This window comes from Aquabacterium sp. CECT 9606, assembly GCF_918741295.1.
In the GTDB taxonomy this organism is placed as follows: domain Bacteria; phylum Pseudomonadota; class Gammaproteobacteria; order Burkholderiales; family Burkholderiaceae_C; genus Aquabacterium.
Genome location: NZ_CAKKNB010000001.1, coordinates 627,866 through 648,495, shown reverse-complemented (window position 1 = coordinate 648,495; position 20,630 = coordinate 627,866). Strand labels below are relative to the sequence as shown.

Here is a 20,630-nt window from a genome sequence, read left to right as displayed (position 1 = left end):
AGTGCCAGGCAAACGGTGAGCGGGGATCCCCGGTTCAAGGGGCGGGCACCCAACCCAAGGGAATGCACTGTCCGGGCCTCCACACACCAGCCTCAAGAATCGACCAGTCTTGTGGAGAGTTGAGTCATGTTGTCACGTCGTCGTTTTCTGGGCCACACGGCCTTGCAGGCCGCCAGCGCACTGGGCCTGTCCGGTTTTTCATTGAATGGGCAGGCGGCGTCCAGCCGGGTGTTCAGCGAGTCGCTGGCTCAACCGCGCGCGGCGCTGGGCAGCCTGGGTCGCGTGCCCGCCATCGTCATCGGCACCGGCTATGGGGGCGCTGTCACCGCCTTGCGCCTTGCTGAAGCCGGCGTGCCCGTGGTCATGCTCGAGATGGGCCAGTTGTGGACCCAGTCCGCCGCCGATGGCAGCATCTTCACCAAGACCTTGTCGCCCGATGGTCGATCGATGTGGTTCAAGGACCGCACCGAAGCGCCGCTCAAGACTTTCCTCGGCCTGGACGTGATCAACAAGCGGATCCCGCGCTATGCCGGCGTGCTGGACCGCGTCAACTTTGACGAGATGTCGGTCTATGTGGGCCGGGGTGTGGGTGGCGGCTCGCTGGTCAATGGCGCGATGGCCGTGACCCCGCCACGCGGCTACTTCGAGCAGATGTTGCCCGAGGTCAATGCCGACGAGATGTACGCCAGGTACTACCCGCTGGCCAATGGTTTGCTGGGCGCCAACCACGTCGACCCCAGCTGGTTCGAGAAGGCCGAGTGCTACCGCTTCGCCCGCGTGTCGCGCGATCAGGCGCATCAAACCGGCTTGAAGACCGTGTTCGTGCCCAGCGTCTACGACTTCAAGTACATGGCCGCTGAACAAGCCAAACAAGTGCCCCGCTCAGCGCTGGCGCAAGAGGTGATCTACGGCAACAACGCGGGCAAGCTCAGCCTGGACAAGACCTACCTGGCCGATGCCGTGGGCACGGGCCGCGTCACCATCTACACGCTGCAGCAGGTGCGCCGCATCGAGCAACAAGCGAATGGCGACTACCTGCTGAGCGTGCGCGCCATCGATGCTTACGGCAACGTGCTGGCCGATGTGCAGGTGTCCTGCGGCCATTTGTTCCTGGGGGCCGGCAGCCTGGGCACGACTGAGCTGTTGCTGCGCGCCCGCGAGACCGGTACCCTGCCCCGATTGAACAGCGCTGTGGGCGAAGGCTGGGGCCACAACGGCAATGTGATGGCGGCGCGTGCCAATCACCTCTGGAACCCCACCGGCGCTATCCAGTCCACCATGCCCGCCATGGGCATCAACGATTGGGACAACCCGGTCAACCCCGTGTTTGCCGAGATCACGCCCCTGCCCACGGGCTTTGAGAACTGGGTCAGCATGTACCTGGCCATCACGCGCAACCCCGAGCGCGGCCGCTTTGTCTACGACCCGGCCACCGACTCAGCCCGCCTGAAGTGGACACGCGCGCAAAACGCCACCACGGTCAACGCGGCCAAGTCACTGCTCGACCGCATCAACCGCAAGCAAGGCACCATTTACCGCACCGATCTGTTTGGGGGCGGCAAAGTGTTTGCCGACGATTTTTGCTACCACCCGCTGGGCGGCTGCGTGCTGGGCAAAGCCACCGACAACATCGGCCGCGTCAAGGGCTACGAGCGGCTGTATGTGACCGACAGCGCCTTGATTCCAGGCTCAATCGGCGTCAACCCCTTCGTGACCATCACGGCCCTGGCCGAGCGCAACGTGGAGCGGATCATCGCGCAAGACCTGCGGTGATGGCGCGGACCAGCTGCCGCACGCGGGCGTCCATCTGCTCAGCCGGGGTGTTGGCGTAGCCCAGGACCAAGCCGTTGTGGGGCAACCCACCCATGCCATAGGCCGACAAGGGGCGGGGGCTGAGCCCCTTCTTCATGGCGGCCTCCGCCGCGTCGACATCATGGATGTGCGGCGGCAAGGTCAACACCAAGTGCAGGCCGCAAGCCCCGCCCAGCACCTCGCCAGGCCAAGGCCAGTGGCGCGACAAGGCCTCGCGCAAGGCCGTCTGACGCTGCGCATACAAGGGCCGCATCTTGCGCAGGTGCTTGGTGAAGTGCCCTTCGTTGATGAAGGCGGCCAGCGCGGTTTGCTCTGCGGTCAGGCCACGCCTGACCAGATCGCCCAGCGCGCCCTGCAAGCGATCTGACACGTTGGCGGGCACCACCATGAAGCCCAGGCGCAAAGCCGGGAACATCGACTTACTGAAGGTGCCCAGGTAGACCACCGGCGCCTGCGGCACCAGCCCTTGCATCGCGGCCAAGGGCGGGCCATCGTGGCGAAACTCGCTGTCGTAGTCGTCTTCAAGAATCCAGGCGCCTGCAGCCTGGGCCTGCTCGATCAAGGCAAGGCGGCGGGCCAAGGGCATCACCGAGCCCAAGGGGTACTGGTGCGATGGCGTGGTGTAGATCAGGCGCGGAGGCTGCCTGCGCCACAGCATCGGGCTGGGTGCCAGGCCTTGCTCGTCCATCGGCACGGGCACCACCTTCAGCCCAGCGGCCTGGCAAGCCACGCGCGCCCCGCCATAGCCCGGATGCTCAATCCAGGCACGCTGCCCCACATCGGCCAGGGCCACCGCGCAAAGACTCAGGCTGTCCTGCGTGCCATCGGTCACGATGACTTGGTCGACCGTGCAGACCACACCCCGCGCAGCCCTCACATAGGTGGCGATGGCTTGGCGCAATTCCAGCTCGCCCATGGCGGGACGGTAGCTGAGCAGGCTGGGGCTTTGCTCACGCCAGGCCGCATTCAGCAGGCGACGCCATGTGCGCATGGGGAACTCATCAAGCGCGGGAATCCCAGGCATGAAGGGCAACAGGTCCTGTTCGACCGTGCGGCGGCGATTGAAAGCTTGCACACGGTTGGACAAAGCGGGCAACGGAGTTGCTGCCGCGGCCGATGAGACCCCTGACACCGCATGGCCGCTGGCCACCGCGCGCCGGTCTCGCAACGCCGCCACCACGGTGCCTTGGCGACTGGCCTGCACGTAACCTTCGGCCGCCAATTGCTCATAGGCGTGGATGACACTGTTGCGCGCCACGCCCAGGTCATGGGCCAGCACACGGCTGGCGGGCAAGGCGCTGCCCGCGGGCAAACGGCCATCCAGAACAGCCAGGCGCAGCAACTCGTACAAACGCCGTTGCAAAGGCACCGTGTGGCGCTTGGCGCGCAGCGAGCGCCGGTCCAGCAAAAGGGTCAGGTCGGTCATGGGCGGGCTTGTTTTTAGAGCCGATTCGTGGCCCCATCATTTTGCATGTTTATGGATCTTTTCATGGGTCCATGTTCTGCCTATCGTTCAGGCTCTTTCACCACACAGCGACCACAACACCATGAGTGCCACTTCTGCACCGCCCCCCACCGAACGCAGCCGGGTTCGCCGCGCCGAAGACCGGGGCCACTACGACCGCGCCACCATCCACGCCATCATCGACGCCGCCTACTTGTGCCATGTGTCTTTCGTGGACGAGCGCGGGCCGCTGTGCCTGCCCACCGCCGTCTGGCGCGTGGACGACCATGTGCTGATCCACGGCTCCAATGGCAGCAAGATGATGAAGTCACTGGCCCAGGGAACGCCGGCCTGCGTGGCCATCACGCACCTGGACGGCCTGGTGATGGCGCGCTCCGCGTTCTCGCACTCCATGAACTTCAGGTCAGTGGTGATCCACGGCGCGTTCGAAGCCGTGCCCGACGCGGACAAAGCCGAGGTCTTGGACCGCTTGATGGACCACCTCGCACCGGGCCGCCGCCACGAGGCGCGCCCGCCTGACCGCAACGAGCTGGCCGCGACCACCGTGCTGCGCATGCCCTTGTTCGAAGCCGCGGCCAAGATCCGCGCCTGGGGCCCGAAGGACAAGGACGGGGACCTCGCACTGCCTGTGTGGGCCGGCGTGTTGCCCCTCCGTCAAACCCGGCTCCCGCCCTTGGCCGAACCCGGGTGCCCGGCAGAGACCCCGGCCTATGTGCAGCAGTGGGCGACCCACGCTTGACAGATTGGCTCAGGGCAAGTCGATGGTCAGCCTCGCGGCGTCCACCTGCGGCGCCCAGCCCCAGTCGGCCAGCAACGGCGCCTGCAGCCTTTGTCGCAAGGTGTCCACGTTGGCGTCTTGCCCGATCATGCTGGGGTCGATGCGGTTGGCCACCCAACCGGCCAGCGTGAGCCCGCGTGCCAGGATGGCCTCTTGCGTCAACAAGGCATGGTTCAGGCAACCCAGGCGCACGCCCACCACCAAGATCACCGGCAAGTGCAACAGAACGGCCAGGTCTGCGCTGGTGGATGAGCGTGCGTTGGATTCCAGCAGCGGCACGATGAAGCCGCCCGCACCTTCCACCACCACGGCCTGCGCTTGCTGCCTCAAGGCATGGAAGCACGCGGCGATGTGCTCGATGTCGATGTCCACGCCCTCGGCCCGCGCGGCAATGTGCGGCGACGACGGCTGGTTCAGCAAGTAGGGGTTGTCGTACAAGGCGGGCACCTGCACGCTTGACGCCGCCCGCAGCGCGAGCACATCCTCGTTGGCCCACCGGCCATCGATCAACTCGGTGCCAGCGGCCACGGGCTTCATGCCAATGACGCGCGCATACCGGCGCTGCAGGGCATGCAGCAAAGCGCAGCTGACGCGGGTCTTGCCCACGCCGGTGTCGGTGCCGGTCACGAAGAAGGCCGTCATGCCAGGCGCTCAGCCGTGGCCGCGGACGAGGCCGCCGCCGGTGTTTGGGCCAGCACCTGGTCCAGTGTGCGCAAGGTGCAGTCCACCAAATGACGCATGTCGGTCTCCGCCAGCACATAAGGCGGCATGAAATAAAGCGAATTGCCAATGGGCCGCAACAGCACCCCGGCGTCCAGGGCCAGCTGGTGAAAACGCGCGGCAAAGGTGGCATCGTTCGTGTCGATGTCCCACGCCCAGATCATGCCGATGTGGCGGTGCGCCGTCACACGGGGATGGCGCGTGATGGGCTCGGCCAGCGCGGACAAGCTGGCGGCCATCACGCGGTTGCGGGCTAGCACATCCTCGTTGGCAAAGGTGTCCAGCACCGCCAGGGCCGCACGACAGGCCAAAGGGTTGCCGGTGTACGAGTGCGAATGCAGAAAACCATGCGCCGTGAGGTCATCCCAGAAGGCAGCGTAAACCTCGTCCGTGGTCAGCACGGCCGACAAGGGCAGCACACCGCCGGTCAGTCCCTTGCTCAGACAGATGAAATCAGGGCGGATGGCGCGGCCTTCGGCATCGAGTGCCTGCTGGTGCGCGAACATCGTGCCGGTGCGGCCAAAGCCCACCGCGATCTCGTCGCAGATCAAATGGACCTGATGCTGATCGCACAAGGCGCGCGCCGCGCTCAAATAGGCGGGCGAGTACATGCCCATGCCGGCTGCCCCCTGCACCAGCGGCTCAAGGATCAAGGCGGCCACGGAAGCGTGGTGCTCAGCGAGGTAATCGGCCAAGGCCTTCATGCAGGCCGCCGTGTGTTCGTCGGCAGAGACACCCGCCGCTGCATGGCGCAGATCGGGTGAGGGCAAGGTGGCACTCAAACGCAGCAAGGGTGCGTAGGCTTCGCGGAACAGGGGGATGTCGGTCACCGACAAGGCGCCGGCGGTTTCGCCGTGGTAGCCCCCTTGCAAGCCGATGAAGCGGTGCTTTCCGGGCAGGCCACGGTTGCGCCAGCTGTGCGCGCTCATCTTCAAGGCGATCTCGGTGGCGCTGGCGCCGTCGCTGGCGTAGAAGGCATGGCCCAGACCAGTCAAGGCGCCCAGTCGCTCTGACAACTCAACCACTGGCGCGTGGGTCAAGCCTGCCAGCATGGTGTGGTCCAGCTGCTTGAGTTGATCGGTGATGGCATCCACGATGGGCGCAAAGCCATGGCCAAACAGGTTGACCCACCACGAGCTCACGGCATCCAGGATGCGGTGGCCCTGGTCGTCGATCAGCCAAGGGCCCTCACCCCGAACAATGGCCCGCGGTGGGTGCGCCTCATGGCCCTTCATCTGGGTGCACGGGTGCCACACGGCCCGGCGGCTGCGCTCGGCCAGGTCGCTGGCCATGGGCAAAGGCTTGGCCACCTCAGGCCTGTGGGCGGAAGACGCAGCGGTCACCCGCGGCCCGCGACACGCACACCATGCTCACCGTGACCTGGGCGATGCGTGCATTCACCTGCTCAAAGATGAACACGCACAGGTTTTCCAAGGTGGGCGCCCCCAGGCCGGGCACCTCGTCCAGAAGGTGGTGGTCCAGTTGGCTGCGCACTTCGGCCAGCGTGGCGCGCAGCAGGGACAAGTCCATCACCATGCCGGTGTCGGGCAACCGAGGGCCCTTCACGGCGACCTCGGCGGTGTAGGTGTGCCCGTGGATGCGGCGGCTGCCCGCGGCTTCTTCAGGCGACACATGGCGCTTGAGCGTGTGGGCCGCGTCGAAGGTGAAAGTCTGGCTCAGTTCAAACATGCAATTCATACCAATCAACGGATGCCCAGGGTCTTGTGGGTCTGCACGCTGAGCATCCAGCGCGGGTTGTCCAGGCACCATTGCACGGCCCATTCCATGGCCGAGCGCCGCGCCATGGGCTGCGCGCTGTCCATGGCCTGCACCCGGCGCTGCTCGAAGTCCAGGGCTTCCATGGCCTTCAGGTCCGCGGTGCTGAACCCGCTTTGGGGCACGACCACTTTAAGCTCATGCCCGCTTTTTTGCACCAAGGTCGATCCGGCCTTGGGGCTCACGCAGATCCAGTCCAGGCCGGCAGGCGCGGCGATCGTGCCATTGGTCTCGACCGCGATCATGAAACCTTGCGCGTGCAGGGCGTCGATCAATTCGGCATCGACTTGCAGCAAGGGCTCGCCCCCCGTCAGCACCACGAAACGGCGGTCATCGGCCGCCTCGGCGCCGACGGGCCAGAACGATGCAATGCGCTCGGCCAACTGCACGGCGGTGGCGAACTTGCCGCCGCCCAAGCCATCGGTGCCCACGAACTCGGTGTCGCAAAACTGGCAAATGGCCTGCTCACGGTCAGCCTCGCGGCCCGTCCACAGGTTGCAACCCGCAAAGCGGCAAAACACCGCTGGGCGTCCGGCGTGCGTGCCCTCGCCTTGCAGGGTGTAGAACATTTCCTTGATGCTGTAGCTCATGGTCTCAACGCAATCCTGTCCACCAGACGGTGAGGCTCGACGCCAGCACCAAGGCAGCGTACGTGGCCATGGCGCCGTCGCGCCCCAACACAATCAGTCCGGCAATCAGCACCAGGGCATTGACCCCGGCCACCCATTTCACCTGCCGCGCAAAGCCGGCCGGCTTGAGGGCGCGCCACCACACCAGGCGCGCCAAAGCGGGCAACAGCAGCGCCATGCCCAATGCTGGCAGGAAAAAATTCACCATGTGGATCAAAGCATCCAGAAAGCCCATTGAACGCCTTTGCAACATCAAAAAACCCTCGATTTTATAATCCCCTGATATGACCGTCCTCACCCTGGGTTTGAACCACACCACCGCCGCCGTCGATTTGCGGGGTCGGTTCGCGTTTGCCGTCGATCAGCTGGCCCCGGCGTTGAAGGTTTTGCACACCCGTTTGACGGGCGCCCCGCAGTTGGCCGCCCAGCCCGAAGTGGCCCTGCTGTCCACTTGCAACCGCACCGAGCTGTATTGCGCTTTGGGTGGCCATTGGGGTGGCCGCGCCAGCGCCTTGCAGCACACCGCCGTTGACTGGCTGGCCAACACCGGCGGCGTGGGCCACGACGAGCTGATGCGCCACACCTATGTGCTGGAAGGCGGCGCCGCGGCCCGCCATGCCTTCCGCGTGGCCAGCGGGCTCGATTCCATGGTGCTGGGCGAACCCCAGATCCTGGGCCAGATGAAGCAAGCGGTGCGCGAGGCCGATGCCGCCGGCACCCTGGGCACCACCCTGCACCAGTTGTTCCAGCGCTCCTTCGCCGTGGCCAAGGAGGTGCGCACATCCACCGAAATTGGCGCCCACTCCATCAGCATGGCCGCCGCCGCCGTGCGCTTGGCCAGCCAGCTGTTTGAAGACCTGGGCAAGACCAAGATCCTGTTTGTGGGCGCTGGCGAAATGATCGAACTCACCGCAACGCACTTCGCAGGGCGCGCGCCGCGCAGCATGGCCGTGGCCAACCGCACCCTGGAGCGCGGCGAAAAACTTGCCAACCACCTGGGCGCCCAGGCCCTGCGCCTGGCTGACTTGCCCGATCGCCTGCACGAGTTCGACATCGTCGTCTCCTGCACCGCCAGCTCCTTGCCCATCATCGGCCTGGGCGCCGTCGAACGCGCCCTCAAGGCCCGCAAACGCCGCCCCATCTTCATGGTGGACCTGGCCGTGCCCCGCGACATCGAACCCGAAGTGGCCCAACTGGACGACGTCTACCTGTACACCGTCGACGACCTGAGCGCCCTGGTGCAGACCGCCAGCGAGAAGCGCCTGGCCGCCGTCACCCAGGCCGAAGCCATCATCGAAACCGGCGTGCAAGGCTTTGTGCACTGGCTGGACCAACGCAGCACCGTGCCCCTGATCCAGGCGCTCAATTCACAAGCCGACGCCTGGCGCGCCACCGAGATTGCCCGCGCGCGCAAGCTGATCGCCAAAGGCGAGGACATCGAAGCCGTGCTCGACACACTTTCAAGAGGATTGACCCAAAAAATGCTGCATGGCGCCATGGCCGAACTGCACAGTGCCGACACCCAGCAACGGCCCCAGGTGGCCGCCTCGCTGGCGCGCCTGTTTTTGCGTGGCGATGTGAGCCCCCTCAAGAAAGACCCGCAGTCGTGAGCGGCGGCCTGGCCCCCTCGCTGGCATCCTCACTCGAACGCCTGGCCCTGCGCCTTCGTGAGCTGGATGCAGCCCTGTCCGACCCCGCGGTTGCCGCCGACAACAAGCGCTACCGCGAACTCTCGCGCGAGCACGCCGAAGTCAGCGGTGTGTGCAACATGGCCCAACGCCACGCCCAGCGCACCTCCGATCTGGAAGCCGCCCGCCAGATGCTGATCGAATCGGCCAACGACGCCGACATGCGCGCCATGGCCCAGGAAGAAATCACCCAGGCCGAAGCCGACATCGCCAGCGTCGAAGCCGAACTGCAAACCGCCCTGTTGCCCAAGGACCCCGACGACGCCCGCAACGCCTTCGTCGAAATCCGTGCCGGCACCGGCGGCGACGAATCCGCCCTGTTCGCCGGCGACCTGACGCGCATGTACACCCGCTTCGCCGAGCGCCAGGGCTGGCGCTGCGAGGTCATGTCGGCCAACGAATCCGACCTGGGCGGCTACAAGGAAATCGTGCTGCGCTTTGAAGGCGCCAACGTCTACGGTCAGCTCAAGTTCGAATCCGGCGGCCACCGCGTGCAGCGCGTGCCCGCTACCGAAACGCAAGGCCGCATCCACACCAGCGCGTGCACCGTGGCCGTGCTGCCCGAGCCCGACGAAGCCGAAGAGATCACCATCAACCCGGCCGACCTGCGCATCGACACCTACCGGGCCAGCGGCGCTGGCGGCCAGCACATCAACAAGACGGACTCGGCCGTGCGCGTGACGCACATCCCCACCGGCATCGTCGCCGAATGCCAGGACGACCGCAGCCAGCACCGCAACAAGGCCAAGGCGCTGGCCGTGCTCAGCGCCCGCATCAACGACCGCGAACGCAGCGAGCGACAGGCCAAAGAAGCGGCCACCCGCAAGGGTCTGGTAGGCACCGGTGACCGGTCTGACCGCATTCGCACCTACAACTTCCCGCAGGGCCGCTTCACCGACCACCGCATCAACCTGACGCTCTACAAGCTCCTGGCCATCATGGAGGGCGATCTGGACGACGTCATCAAAGCCCTGGTCACCGCCCAGGCCGCCGAGCAACTGGCCGAGCTGGAAGCCGCCACCGGTGTCTGAACCCCTGCCCCCCCTCACCGTGGCCGAGGCCATGCAGCAAGCCCGCGACCTCGGCGTGGACCGCTTGGACGCCCAGATCCTGCTGAGCACCGCCCTGCAGCGCCCCCGCAGCTGGCTCCTGGCCCATGAGCTGGACGCCTTGCCCCATGAGCAAGCCAGCCGGTTCGCGGCCTGGCTGCAGCGCCGCGCCCAGGGTGAACCCCTGGCTTACCTGGTGGGCGACAAGGAGTTTTACGGCCTGACCTTGCGCGTCAGCCCCGACGTGCTCATCCCCCGGCCCGACACCGAAACCCTGGTCGACTGGGCCCTGGAACTCATCCCCGCCCAGCCCGGCTTCAGCGTGCTGGACCTGGGCACCGGCAGTGGCGCCATCGCGCTGGCTTTGCAGCACCAGCGCCCCCAAGCCCGAATCACCGCCGTGGACGCCAGCCAAGCCGCCCTGGCGGTTGCGCAAACCAATGCCTCGCGGCTGGGCCTGCCCGTGAACTTCCTGCATGGTTCGTGGTTCGAGCCTGTGGCCGAAGCGCGATTCGGCCTCATCGTCAGCAACCCACCCTACATCGCCGAAAACGACAAGCACCTTGATGCACTTGGTTTTGAGCCAAAGCAAGCACTCACATCAGGTTTGGATGGGCTGGATGATCTGCGCCTGATCATCGCCCAAGCCCCCCTTCATCTTCAGCCGGGCGGCTGGCTTGTGCTGGAACACGGCCACGACCAGGCTGCTGGCGTGGCAGGCCTGCTAGAGGCCCATGGCTTCGGGCAAATCAGCACCCGTTTTGACCTTGGCGGCAACCCTAGGTGCACAGGCGGGAAGGCTTAGCAAAATCACGTCACCTTGTAAATTGGTGGTACGAACGCTAACAACTCTATTCCACAAACCGACCCGAGCGGCGTAGCATCAAATCGTTCTTCAGGAGCTTTGTGATGTTCCGACAAGCCGCCGCCCCGCACCCACTTCGCCGTTACCTTTTCGCCGCCTGCACCCTGGCAGCCTCGGTTGCGCACGCGCAAATGGTGCCCCAGCCGCAGCACTTGCTGCGCTCGGCCACGGCGGCTGACCAAGGCAAGGGCCTGAGCCTGAACGGACAGCAATTCTGGCCCCACTGGGAAGGCCGCATTGGCGTCGTTGTGGACCGCGCCTACGACCCCCTCAAAGACTCATTCGTGCTCGCGCAGCCCGTGCCTGCCAGCGGCCTGAGCATGCGCAGCGCCCATGTGCTGTCTGACTATTACTTTTCGGGTGGCTTTCGCGCCACGGTCGGCTTGGTGCGTGGCGCGGTCACCCAGTCCTCCTGGTCCGATGGCACCGACGACACCATTGGCAGCGGCCTGAACCTCAGCCTCCAGCGCATCGACAACCTGAACCTGGGCGATGCCCGGGGCCAATCTTTCGAGGGCGAAAACCGCACCCTGCCCTACGTGGGTGCCGGCTACGCCGCCAGCCTGGGCTCGCCCGGCAGCGAGAGCATGTGGCGTTTCAATGCCGATCTGGGCCTGATTTCGGTCAACTCGAACAATATTGGCCGCATTTCGCGCGCGCTTCAAGGCGAAGCCGGGCTGGATGAAATCGTGCGTGATCTGCGCCTGCGCCCTGTGATCAAGGTCTCTGTGCGCTACGCCTTCTGAATGGGCCCAGGCCTGATATAAACAGGCCCTTGTTCCCAAATTCAGCCGAGCGCAAATTCCCATGAGTGACGTTCAACAACGCATTGACTCCCTGGTCAAAGGCCACCGTGTGGTGCTGTTCATGAAGGGCACCGCCCAATTCCCGCAGTGCGGTTTTTCCGGCCGCGCCATCCAGATCCTCAAAGCCTGCGGTGTCACCGACCTGCAAACCGTCAACGTCCTGGAAGACGATGGCATCCGCCAAGGCATCAAGGATTACGCCAACTGGCCCACCATCCCGCAGCTGTACGTGGGTGGCGAGTTCATTGGTGGCTCGGACATCATGATGGAGATGTACCAAGCCGGTGAGCTGCAACAGGTCTTGACCGCAGGTCAGTGAATCCTCCCAGCGCAGTCCGCCGGCTGATCATTGGCATCACCGGCGCCAGCGGTGCCGTCTACGGCGTGCGCCTGCTTGAGCGTGCGCGGGCGCTGGGGGTTCAAACCCACCTGATTGCCACGCCCGCAGGCATCCTGAACGTGCACCACGAATTGGGCCTGGACCGGTCCGCCCTTGAGTCGCTGGCCACCCAGGCCCACGCTCCTGGCGACATCGGCGCCTGCATTGCCAGCGGCAGCTTCAGCACCGACGCCATGATCGTGGCGCCCTGTTCCATGAAAACGCTGGCCGCGGTGGCCCACGGACTGGGCGACAACCTGCTGACCCGAGCCGCCGACGTCACCTTGAAAGAGCGTCGGCGCCTGATCCTGATGGTGCGCGAAACGCCCTTCAACCTGGCTCACTTGCGCAACATGACCTGTGTGACCGAGATGGGCGGCATCATCTTTCCGCCCTTGCCAGCGTTCTACCACCGCCCACAAAGCATTGACGAGTTGGTCAATGACACCGTTGAGCGCGTCTTGAGCAGCGCCGGCATCGCCAGTGCGCAACCCCAAGAATGGCAAGGCCTATAGAGCAACAACGCCAGTATTGACGCACCTCTGTTTTTCCGCATGATGGGACCCCATCACACCCGGAGGAAGCCTCAATGACCCATGACCCCTCACGCCGGCAACTGCTGGCCGCCACCGCCGCCGCGCTGGCCAGCACACCGCTGTGGTCCCATGCCGCGGACAACAAAAGCGACAAAACAGCAGCGCCCCGCTTCACCTTGCCGGCCCTGCCTTGGGATGCCGCCGCGCTGGGCCCGGTGATCTCGGCCAGCACCATCGCCCAACACCATGGCAAGCACCACGCCGCTTACGTGGACAACCTGAACAGGTTGCTGAGCAACTCCACCCTGGTGGACGCCGACAGCCTGGTGGAAATCATCCAGCGCAGCGCGCGCAATGAAGGTCGGCGCACCATCTTCAACAATGCCGCGCAAGTCTGGAACCACACGTTTTATTGGCAAAGCCTGCGCCCCAAAGGTGGCGGCACACCGCCTGCCGAACTGGCCAAGCGCATCGATGCCGATTTTGGCTCGCTGACCGCCCTGCGCGAAGCCACCCTGACCGCCTCCACCGAGCAGTTCGGCGCGGGCTGGGTCTGGCTGGTGCTGGACAAGAGCCAGAAAAAGCTGGCCGTCGTCAAGACCGGCAACGCCGACACGCCTCTGACGCAAGAAAACCTGGTGCCTCTGGCCACCATCGACGTCTGGGAACACGCCTACTACCTGGACTACCAGTCACGCCGCAAGAATTACGCCGCGGCCGTGTTCGACAAACTGCTGAATTGGGATTTTGTGGCGGCCAATCTGGCAAAGGCTTGATGAGCCGCCTCGCCTTACGCGTCAGGGGCGCAGGGCCACCATCTGTGGCTTGGCTTGCTCAGGCAGCTTCCACTGGCGCACGGCCGCGAACACGGCGTTGGGGTATTCTGGCCGGCCGCGGCTGCCGTTGTAGCGGCCCAGTGCCAGGTACAGGTCACCACGCTCACGGTCCAGGTAATGGCGCAGGATGATGCAACCAAAACGCAGGTTGGTTTGCATGTGGAACAGGCTGGCCGGATCGCCCGTGCCGATCAGGCGCGACCAGAAGGGCATGACCTGCATGTACCCACGCGCGCCCACCGACGAGATCGCGTATTTGCGGAAACCACTCTCGACCTGGATCAGGCCCAGCACCAAGGAGGGGTCCAGCCCGGCGCGCTTGGCTTCGTACCAAACCGTCTGCAGGAATTCGCGGCGCACCTGCTCTTCGGGCTTGCGCTTCTTCAGGCGCAGACTCGCTGCATCAGCCCAGCGGTCGAACTCGTATTTTTGCGTTTGATCGGCGAACACCAGCATGGGTGGCGCCGATTGGGCCGCGGCAGCCGACAGGGCTGTGCGCACGGCATCGGCCAATGGCTCTTCGGCTTGGGCACCCGCCCAGGCGGCCTGGGACAACAAGCAAGAGGCCACCCCCACCCAACACCACCGCACCAACACCGAACGACCGCCTGCCTTCATCCCATCACACCTTCACGCGCGCCTTGACCCAGGCCGCCACATCCGCCACGGCCACCTTGGTGGCCTCCTTGTCCTGACGCCCCTGGTACTCGGCAATGCCGTCCTTGAGGCCCTTGTCGCCCAGCACCACGCGGTGCGGCACACCGATCAGCTCCCAGTCCGCGAACATCGCGCCAGGGCGCTCGCCACGGTCGTCCAGGATCACGTCGATGCCCGAGGCTGCCAGGTCATCGTGCAACCGGTCAGCAGCCGCCTTGACATCGACCGAACGGTCATAGCCGATGGGACAGATCACCACGGTGAACGGGGCGATCGAATCGGGCCAGATGATGCCGCGCTCATCGTGCTTTTGCTCGATGGCCGCGCCCAGGATGCGGGTCACGCCAATGCCGTAGCAGCCCATCTCAAAGTGCTTGGGGCGGCCATCTTCGTCCAGGAAGGTGGCGTTCATCGCCTTGGAGTATTTGGTGCCCAGGTAGAACACATGGCCCACTTCGATGCCGCGCTGGATGGCCAGCACGCCCTGGCCGTCCGGGCTCGGGTCGCCTTCGACCACGTTGCGCAGGTCGGTCACCAAGTCGGGCTCCGGCAGGTCACGGCCCCAGTTCACGCCCTTCAGGTGGAAGCCTTCGTCGTTGGCGCCACACACGAAATCGGCCATGTTGGCCACCGTTCGGTCGGCCACCACCTTGACCGGCTTGAGCAACTGCACCGGGCCCAGGTAACCGGGCTTGCAGCCAAAGTGCTCCACGATTTCTTTTTCCGTGGCGAAGCGGAAGCCAGCCTTCAAACCTTGGCCGTCCGCCAGCTCGATCTTGCCAGCCTTGACTTCGTTCAACTCGTGGTCGCCACGCACCAGCAGCAGCCAGACGGTGGATTTGATGATCTCGCCCGCCTCGTTGGTCTCGTCAGTGGCCAGCACCAGCGACTTGACGGTCTGCTCCAGCGGCAAGCCCAAAAACGCTGCCACATCGGCACAAGTGCTTTTGCCTGGCGTGGCCACTTTTTCAAGGGCTGCGGACGCGGCACCGCGAGCAGCGATCAGTGCCACGCCTTCGGCCAGCTCGATGTTGGCCGCGTAATCGCTGCTTGGGCAGTAGACGATGGCGTCCTCGCCGGTTTCGGCAATGACCTGGAACTCGTGCGAACGGTCGCCACCGATGGCGCCAGTGTCGGCGGCCACGGCTCGGTATTGAAGACCCAAGCGGTCGAAGATGCGGCTGTAGGCGGCAAACATGGTGTCGTAGCTTTTACCAGCGGAGGCGACATCCCGATCGAAGGAATAAGCATCCTTCATCGTGAATTCGCGGCCGCGCATCACGCCAAAACGCGGGCGGCGCTCATCGCGGAACTTGGTTTGCACATGGTAGAAGTTCTTGGGCAGTTGGCGGTAACTGCGCAGCTCTTGCCGGGCGATGTCCGTGACAACTTCCTCGGAAGTGGGCTGGATGATGAAGTCGCGGCCATGGCGGTCCTTCACGCGCAGCAGTTCAGGGCCCATCTTGTCGAAGCGGCCAGTCTCTTGCCACAGCTCGGCCGGTTGCACCACGGGCATCAACAGTTCAACCGCACCAGCGCGGGTCATCTCTTCACGGATGATGCCCTCCACCTTGCGTATGGTGCGCAAGCCCAGGGGCATGTAGTTGTAAAGACCGGCGCCCAGCTTCTTGATGAACCCGGCACGCATCATCAGCTTGTGGCTGACGATCTCTGCATCGGTCGGGGCTTCTTTGAGTGTGGAGATGAAGAACTGGGAAGCTTGCATGGGTATGAAAAATGCACCGTTGTCTAGGGACTCGCGCTTGCGTTTCAACCGAGCGGTGCAATAATGAAATCAGTTGAAAAATTCGGAGTTGATTATGCTCGACCGTGAAGGCTTTCGCCCCAACGTCGGCATCATCCTGCTCAATCATCGGAACCAGGTTTTTTGGGGCAAACGCATTCGCACCCATTCCTGGCAGTTTCCGCAAGGCGGCATCAAGCATGGCGAGTCGCCTGAGCAGGCGATGTTCCGCGAGCTCCACGAAGAAGTGGGCTTGCTGCCCGACCACGTGCGCATCGTTGCGCGCACCCGCGATTGGCTGCGCTATGAGGTGCCCAATCACTTCATCCGCAAGGATGCACGAGGCCACTACAAAGGCCAAAAGCAGATCTGGTTCTTGTTGCAGCTCATGGGCCGTGACACGGACATGAACTTGCGCGCCTCAAACCATCCCGAGTTTGACGCTTGGCGTTGGCATGACTATTGGATTCCGCTTGAAACCGTGATCGAGTTCAAGCGCGACGTCTACCAATTGGCCTTGTCCGAATTGGCCCGTTTCCTGCCCAAATCACAGGGCCAACAACCCAACCGCTACTTGCGGGCGAACATGCGCGGTGCACACCGGCTTGATGAGCTTCATGCGGACGTGGATGGATCAGAAAACTCCGGCTCCTTGGGCGGGCCGGATGACACGATCATCGTCAACGGCACACACCGCTGACTTCTGCGCCAAATCGGTGCTTGGACCATCATGCTGGCCCAAGCACCGGCTGATCAACCGACTCAGTCGATTTCAGTCTTGCTGGCGCACTCGGCGTCAGATGGATTCACATCGCAACGTGCGCGCTTGATGATGTTCAGGCCGCGCTTGTTGTAGATGCCTTCTTTGGCGATCTCGATGCGGGCTTCGCGGAACATCTGCACGTACTTGGGAATGTTTTCTGGAGGCAGGTCCACCCACATCGAAGCAGGGATGCCCTTCTCGGCCACCTCGATGAAGTGCAAGGCGCGGTCAAACTGCGACAGCCAGTAAAGGCGTGACTTCTCGCCAAAGCCTTCAGGGAACTTGCTCTTGTTCAGCACGATCTGCACCGTGGGAATCAGGACCGGCAAGCGACCGATGCCACCGGTGGTGCCAATGCCCTTGTAAAGCTCGAAGGGCTTGTAGGCCACCGCGGGCAAGGTCACCATGTCAACCGACCCGTTGTTGAACTTGGGACCAATGTTGGTCACGTCGGCGGACACAGGCTGTGCGCCGATGCGGCCAATCATCACGCCCTGGGCCTTGTCGTAGTCAAAGGCCGCGATCTTTTTGCCGGACAGGGCTTCGACCGAATTGATCTTGCGGTCACGCACGATGGGGTAAGCCGCGCCCAGGGGGAACAGGCCGCCGACTTCGTAGTTGCCTTCCACCATCAGCTTGGCCGCCTGAGGCGTGCTGAACACCTGGATGACCTTGCGCACGACGTCGTAGCTGGCCTTGATGTCGATCTTGCCGTTGCGCACGATGGTGGTGGCGCCAATGCTGTCCAGCGAGCCGGAGATGGCGTTGAAAGGCCGCGTCCGCAACGTTGTCGCGATCACTGCATCACATTGGCCGGAACGGAAATCTTCAATCGCGACGCGTTCATCGACGTAGCCCTTGATGTCCATCTCGACGCCGTTTTTCTGCATCGCCAGGACGTAGTCCATGGCCGATGAGGTGACGTCGCCAGACTTGCCAGCCACGTCCCAAACGCAGACCAATGACTTGGCCATGACGGGGCTGGCCACACAGGTTGCCACTGCCATTGCCGCAGCGGCCTTTGTCCATGATTTCATTTTCATCTGAGTCCTTTGATTTCCTGACATTGATGTCTCCACGCTTTGTGGATATCCGCACCACCAAATGGTTCCACATTGTTCATCAATAACAACGAGGACCCTGATTCAACGCGGAATTGACACCCATGACAGACAGGGGGAACCCGTAGCCCCCACTTAAAGGGGATCGGTCAGACCAGGACCAGGTTGTCGCGGTGGATCATTTCGGGCTCGCTGGTGAAACCCAGCAAGGCTTCGAACTCGGTGGAAGGCTTGCGCGCAATGCGTCGGGCCTCGCTGCTGGCATAGTTGGCCAGGCCACGTGCCACGTCTTGACCTTGGGCATTGCGGACAGCGATGACATCGCCGCGGTGGAACTCGCCCACCACTTCGGTCATGCCGATGGGCAACAGGCTCTTGCCTTCGTCGCGCAACTTGGTCACCGCGCCATCGTCGATGATGACCGCGCCTCGCAGTTGCAGGTGGTCGGCCATCCACTGCTTGCGGGCAGCGACCTTGGCCGTGGTGGCCACGAACAAGGTGCCAATGGACTCGCCCTGCGACAGGCGCACCAGCACATCGGTCTCGCGGCCCCAGGCCACCACCGTGTTGGCGCCACTGCCCGCCGCGCGCTTGGCCGCCAGCACCTTGGTGATCATGCCGCCACGGCCAATGCTGGACCCTGCCCCGCCCGCCATCTGCTCCAGCGCCGGATCACCCGCGGTGGCCACATCGATGAAGCGGGCGTTGGCATCCTTGCGCGGGTCGGCGCTGTACAGGCCTTTTTGATCGGTCAGGATGACCAGGGCATCGGCCTCGACCAGGTTGGCGACCAGCGCTCCCAGGGTGTCGTTGTCGCCGAACTTGATCTCGTCAGTGACGACCGTGTCGTTCTCATTGATGACCGGCACCACGCGGTGCGACAACAGCGTCAGCAAGGTGGAACGGGCATTGAGATAACGCTCGCGGTCGGCCAGGTCAGCGTGCGTGAGCAGCACCTGCGCGCTGCCCAGGCCATGCTCGCTGAGCTTGGTCTCGTACATCTGTGCCAAGCCCATCTGGCCCACGGCCGCTGCGGCTTGCAATTCGTGCAGCTCTTTGGGGCGCGTGGCCCAGCCCAGGCGCTTCATGCCCTCGGCGATCGCGCCGCTGGACACCATGATGACCTCGCGCCCATCCTGCGCCAGGGCGGCCAGTTGGCGGCACCAGGTGCCGATGGCTTCGGCGTCAATGCCGCGGCCTTCGTTGGTCACCAGGCTGGAGCCCACCTTGACCACGATGCGGCGGGCGTTTTTCAGGACGTCATTCATGGTTCAAGGCGCGGTGTGAGAGGAGGAGGGATCAGCGGAAGCGAGGATCGTCGACGTCGGGCACATAGGCCTCGGGAGCCTCGGCGGTTTTCTTGGCGCTGGCTTTTTTGGCGGCTGCTTTCTTGGCAACGACCTTCTTGGCAGCAACCTTTTTCGCGGCCACCTTGTTGGCAGGCGCCTTCTTCGCGGCGGTTGCTTTTTTGGCGGCTGCTTTCTTGGCGGACACCTTCTTGGCGGGCACCAGCGATTCAAGGTCAGGCAAGTCCATCACCGTGAGGGCGGTTGGCAGGCTCAGCGGGGCATCCTCTTCGGTGAAGTCGAAGCGGATGTCGCGGTCTTCATGGTGCTCTTGCAGGCTGGCCACGAATTCATAGATCTTCAGGGCCAGGTGTTCGCACCCTTCGTGGCTCAAGGCCGAGATCTCGAAGACCGGGCCCTTCCACTTGTAGCGCTTGATGAAATCGGCCACGCGTTGGGCGCGCTCTTCAGGCGGGACCACGTCCAGCTTGTTGAGCACCATCCAGCGCGGCTTGTCGGCCAGCGCCTTGTCGTATTTTTTCAACTCGTTGACGATGGCCTTGGCCTGCTTGACCGGATCCACCTCGTCATCGAAGGGGGCCATGTCCACCACGTGCAGCAGCACGCGGGTGCGCTGCAGGTGGCGCAGGAACAAGTGCCCTAAGCCAGCCCCTTCGGAGGCCCCTTCGATCAGGCCCGGGATGTCGGCCATGACGAAGCTTTTCTCGGGGCCCACGCGCACGACGCCCAGGTTGGGGTGCAACGTGGTGAAGGGGTAGTCGGCGATCTTGGGGCGGGCGTTGGACACAGCCGTGATCAGCGTGGATTTGCCGGCGTTGGGCATGCCCAGCAAGCCGACATCGGCCAGCACGCGCAACTCCAGCTTGATCTTCAGGCTCTCGCCAGGCCAGCCGGGCGTTTTCTTTTTGGGTGCGCGGTTGGTGGCGGTCTTGAAGCGCAGGTTGCCAAAGCCGCCATCTCCGCCCTTGCACAGCAGGTAGATCTCGCCATGCTCGATCATCTCCTTGATGACCTCGCCGGTTTCGAAGTTGCGGATGATGGTGCCCACTGGCATGCGCAGGGTGATGTCCGGGCCGGCGGCACCGAAGCAGTCCGCGCCACGGCCTTGCTCACCATTGCGGGCAAAGTGCTTGCGGGCGTAGCGGTAGTCGATCAGCGTGTTGATGTTGCGGTCGGCTTGCACGTAGATGTGCCCGCCGCGCCCGCCATCGCCGCCATCGGGGCCGCCAAAGGGGATGAACTTCTCACGGCGGAAACTCGCGGCACCGCTGCCGCCATCGCCTGCGGCCACTTCAATCGTGGCTTCATCGACAAATCTCATGGGGCGTGTGTCCTTGTGTTGCCGTCGCGACCGGATCAAACCCGGTGATTATCGACATGGTTGCCGGCCGCCTTGGCCGCCGGCGAAAAACGCAAAAGCCCCGGCGAGCCGGGGCCTTGTTTTGAAAGCCCGCCAGCAGCCAGACCCGAAGGCCAAGCCGCCGATGAGGCGATCAGACTGGCGTGATGACCACTGTCTTGCGGTTCAAAGAACCCTTGACAGTGAAAGACACGGTGCCATCGACCAGCGCGAACAGGGTGTGATCGCGGCCCATGCCAACATTGGTACCAGCGTGGAAGCGGGTGCCGCGTTGGCGGACGATGATGGAACCAGCCGAAACGAGTTGGCTACCGAAAGCCTTCACGCCGAGCATTTTTGGTTGGGAGTCGCGGCCGTTCCGCGTGGAACCGCCGCCCTTTTTCTGTGCCATGGATCTGC

The 20,630-nt window shown here is 64.1% G+C and carries 21 protein-coding genes and 1 pseudogene; 10 read left to right on the top strand and 12 right to left on the bottom strand.

Annotation, left to right across the window (positions count from 1 at the left end; genetic code table 11):
* Positions 1-126 precede the first annotated feature (126 nt).
* On the top strand, positions 127-1,773 hold the full coding sequence (locus tag LQ232_RS02970) for a GMC oxidoreductase (protein ID WP_230178822.1): 1,647 nt from the start codon (positions 127-129) through the stop codon (positions 1,771-1,773).
* Here the strand turns inward: LQ232_RS02970 and LQ232_RS02965 are convergent.
* Positions 1,751-3,238, bottom strand: coding sequence for a PLP-dependent aminotransferase family protein (locus tag LQ232_RS02965; protein ID WP_230178820.1), 1,488 nt, complete (start codon positions 3,236-3,238; stop codon positions 1,751-1,753). The genes LQ232_RS02970 and LQ232_RS02965 overlap by 23 nt on opposite strands.
* 121 nt (positions 3,239-3,359) lie before the next feature.
* Here LQ232_RS02965 and LQ232_RS02960 point away from each other — a divergent pair, with 121 nt between their 5' ends.
* Positions 3,360-4,016 carry a pyridoxamine 5'-phosphate oxidase family protein gene (locus LQ232_RS02960; protein ID WP_230178819.1) on the top strand — a complete coding sequence of 219 codons (657 nt, stop codon included), beginning with the start codon at positions 3,360-3,362 and terminating at the stop codon, positions 4,014-4,016.
* Between the two features lie 9 nt (positions 4,017-4,025).
* On the opposite strand, the gene bioD is transcribed toward LQ232_RS02960, so the two are convergent.
* From bioD to LQ232_RS02935, 5 genes are read right to left on the bottom strand one after another with little or no spacing between them, the layout of a single operon-like run.
* Positions 4,026-4,697, bottom strand: coding sequence for a dethiobiotin synthase (bioD, locus tag LQ232_RS02955; protein WP_230178817.1), 672 nt, complete (start codon positions 4,695-4,697; stop codon positions 4,026-4,028).
* The gene (bioA, locus tag LQ232_RS02950; protein ID WP_230178815.1) at positions 4,694-6,067 is read right to left on the bottom strand and encodes an adenosylmethionine--8-amino-7-oxononanoate transaminase; all 1,374 of its coding nucleotides are present in this window, start codon (positions 6,065-6,067) and stop codon (positions 4,694-4,696) included. Before bioA ends, bioD begins: the two co-directional genes overlap by 4 nt.
* Positions 6,068-6,086: 19 nt before the next feature.
* On the bottom strand, positions 6,087-6,464 hold the full coding sequence (locus LQ232_RS02945; RefSeq protein ID WP_230178813.1) for a 6-carboxytetrahydropterin synthase: 378 nt from the start codon (positions 6,462-6,464) through the stop codon (positions 6,087-6,089).
* A 14-nt stretch (positions 6,465-6,478) separates the two neighbouring features.
* The gene (gene queE, locus LQ232_RS02940) at positions 6,479-7,141 is read right to left on the bottom strand and encodes a 7-carboxy-7-deazaguanine synthase (RefSeq protein ID WP_230178811.1); all 663 of its coding nucleotides are present in this window, start codon (positions 7,139-7,141) and stop codon (positions 6,479-6,481) included.
* Positions 7,142-7,145: 4 nt separating this feature from the next.
* Positions 7,146-7,415: a hypothetical protein gene (locus LQ232_RS02935; protein ID WP_230178809.1), complete on the bottom strand. Its 270-nt coding sequence runs from the start codon at positions 7,413-7,415 to the stop codon at positions 7,146-7,148.
* 49 nt (positions 7,416-7,464) lie between these two features.
* Here LQ232_RS02935 and hemA point away from each other — a divergent pair, with 49 nt between their 5' ends.
* The 7 genes from hemA to LQ232_RS02900 all read left to right on the top strand — a co-directional run bounded on the left by hemA (position 7,465) and on the right by LQ232_RS02900 (position 13,279).
* Positions 7,465-8,790, top strand: coding sequence for a glutamyl-tRNA reductase (gene hemA, locus LQ232_RS02930; protein WP_230178807.1), 1,326 nt, complete (start codon positions 7,465-7,467; stop codon positions 8,788-8,790).
* An 8-nt stretch (positions 8,791-8,798) separates the two neighbouring features.
* Positions 8,799-9,899: a peptide chain release factor 1 gene (prfA, locus tag LQ232_RS02925; RefSeq protein ID WP_230179706.1), complete on the top strand. Its 1,101-nt coding sequence runs from the start codon at positions 8,799-8,801 to the stop codon at positions 9,897-9,899.
* 31 nt (positions 9,900-9,930) lie between these two features.
* Entirely contained in the window at positions 9,931-10,722 is a 792-nt protein-coding gene (prmC, locus tag LQ232_RS02920) for a peptide chain release factor N(5)-glutamine methyltransferase (RefSeq protein WP_230179705.1), read from the top strand.
* Between the two features lie 104 nt (positions 10,723-10,826).
* Positions 10,827-11,528, top strand: a complete 702-nt coding sequence (locus tag LQ232_RS02915) for a hypothetical protein (RefSeq protein WP_230178805.1) — start codon at positions 10,827-10,829, stop codon at positions 11,526-11,528.
* Positions 11,529-11,589: 61 nt separating this feature from the next.
* A complete protein-coding gene (gene grxD, locus LQ232_RS02910) occupies positions 11,590-11,907 on the top strand; it encodes a Grx4 family monothiol glutaredoxin (RefSeq protein ID WP_230178803.1) in 318 nt (105 codons plus the stop codon).
* Positions 11,904-12,482: a UbiX family flavin prenyltransferase gene (locus LQ232_RS02905; RefSeq protein WP_230178801.1), complete on the top strand. Its 579-nt coding sequence runs from the start codon at positions 11,904-11,906 to the stop codon at positions 12,480-12,482. Before grxD ends, LQ232_RS02905 begins: the two co-directional genes overlap by 4 nt.
* A 74-nt stretch (positions 12,483-12,556) precedes the next feature.
* Positions 12,557-13,279: a superoxide dismutase gene (locus LQ232_RS02900; RefSeq protein ID WP_230178799.1), complete on the top strand. Its 723-nt coding sequence runs from the start codon at positions 12,557-12,559 to the stop codon at positions 13,277-13,279.
* A 21-nt stretch (positions 13,280-13,300) separates the two neighbouring features.
* On the opposite strand, the gene LQ232_RS02895 is transcribed toward LQ232_RS02900, so the two are convergent.
* Positions 13,301-13,957, bottom strand: a complete 657-nt coding sequence (locus LQ232_RS02895) for a lytic transglycosylase domain-containing protein (protein ID WP_230178797.1) — start codon at positions 13,955-13,957, stop codon at positions 13,301-13,303.
* A 4-nt stretch (positions 13,958-13,961) separates the two neighbouring features.
* Entirely contained in the window at positions 13,962-15,722 is a 1,761-nt protein-coding gene (locus LQ232_RS02890; RefSeq protein ID WP_230178795.1) for a proline--tRNA ligase, read from the bottom strand.
* A 94-nt stretch (positions 15,723-15,816) separates the two neighbouring features.
* Between LQ232_RS02890 and LQ232_RS02885 the strand changes: the two genes are divergently transcribed.
* Entirely contained in the window at positions 15,817-16,440 is a 624-nt protein-coding gene (locus tag LQ232_RS02885; RefSeq protein WP_230178793.1) for an RNA pyrophosphohydrolase, read from the top strand.
* Positions 16,441-16,502: 62 nt separating this feature from the next.
* Here the strand turns inward: LQ232_RS02885 and LQ232_RS02880 are convergent, their stop codons facing one another.
* From LQ232_RS02880 to rpmA, 4 genes and pseudogenes are all read right to left on the bottom strand, one after another.
* A complete protein-coding gene (locus LQ232_RS02880; RefSeq protein ID WP_230178791.1) occupies positions 16,503-17,540 on the bottom strand; it encodes a putative solute-binding protein in 1,038 nt (345 codons plus the stop codon).
* Positions 17,541-17,713: 173 nt separating this feature from the next.
* The gene (gene proB / locus LQ232_RS02875) at positions 17,714-18,832 is read right to left on the bottom strand and encodes a glutamate 5-kinase (RefSeq protein WP_230178790.1); all 1,119 of its coding nucleotides are present in this window, start codon (positions 18,830-18,832) and stop codon (positions 17,714-17,716) included.
* 384 nt (positions 18,833-19,216) lie between these two features.
* Positions 19,217-20,192: pseudogene (cgtA, locus tag LQ232_RS02870) on the bottom strand (Obg family GTPase CgtA); the annotation flags it as partial.
* A gap of 172 nt (positions 20,193-20,364) precedes the next feature.
* Positions 20,365-20,622, bottom strand: coding sequence for a 50S ribosomal protein L27 (gene rpmA / locus LQ232_RS02865; RefSeq protein ID WP_230178788.1), 258 nt, complete (start codon positions 20,620-20,622; stop codon positions 20,365-20,367).
* Positions 20,623-20,630 lie beyond the last annotated feature (8 nt).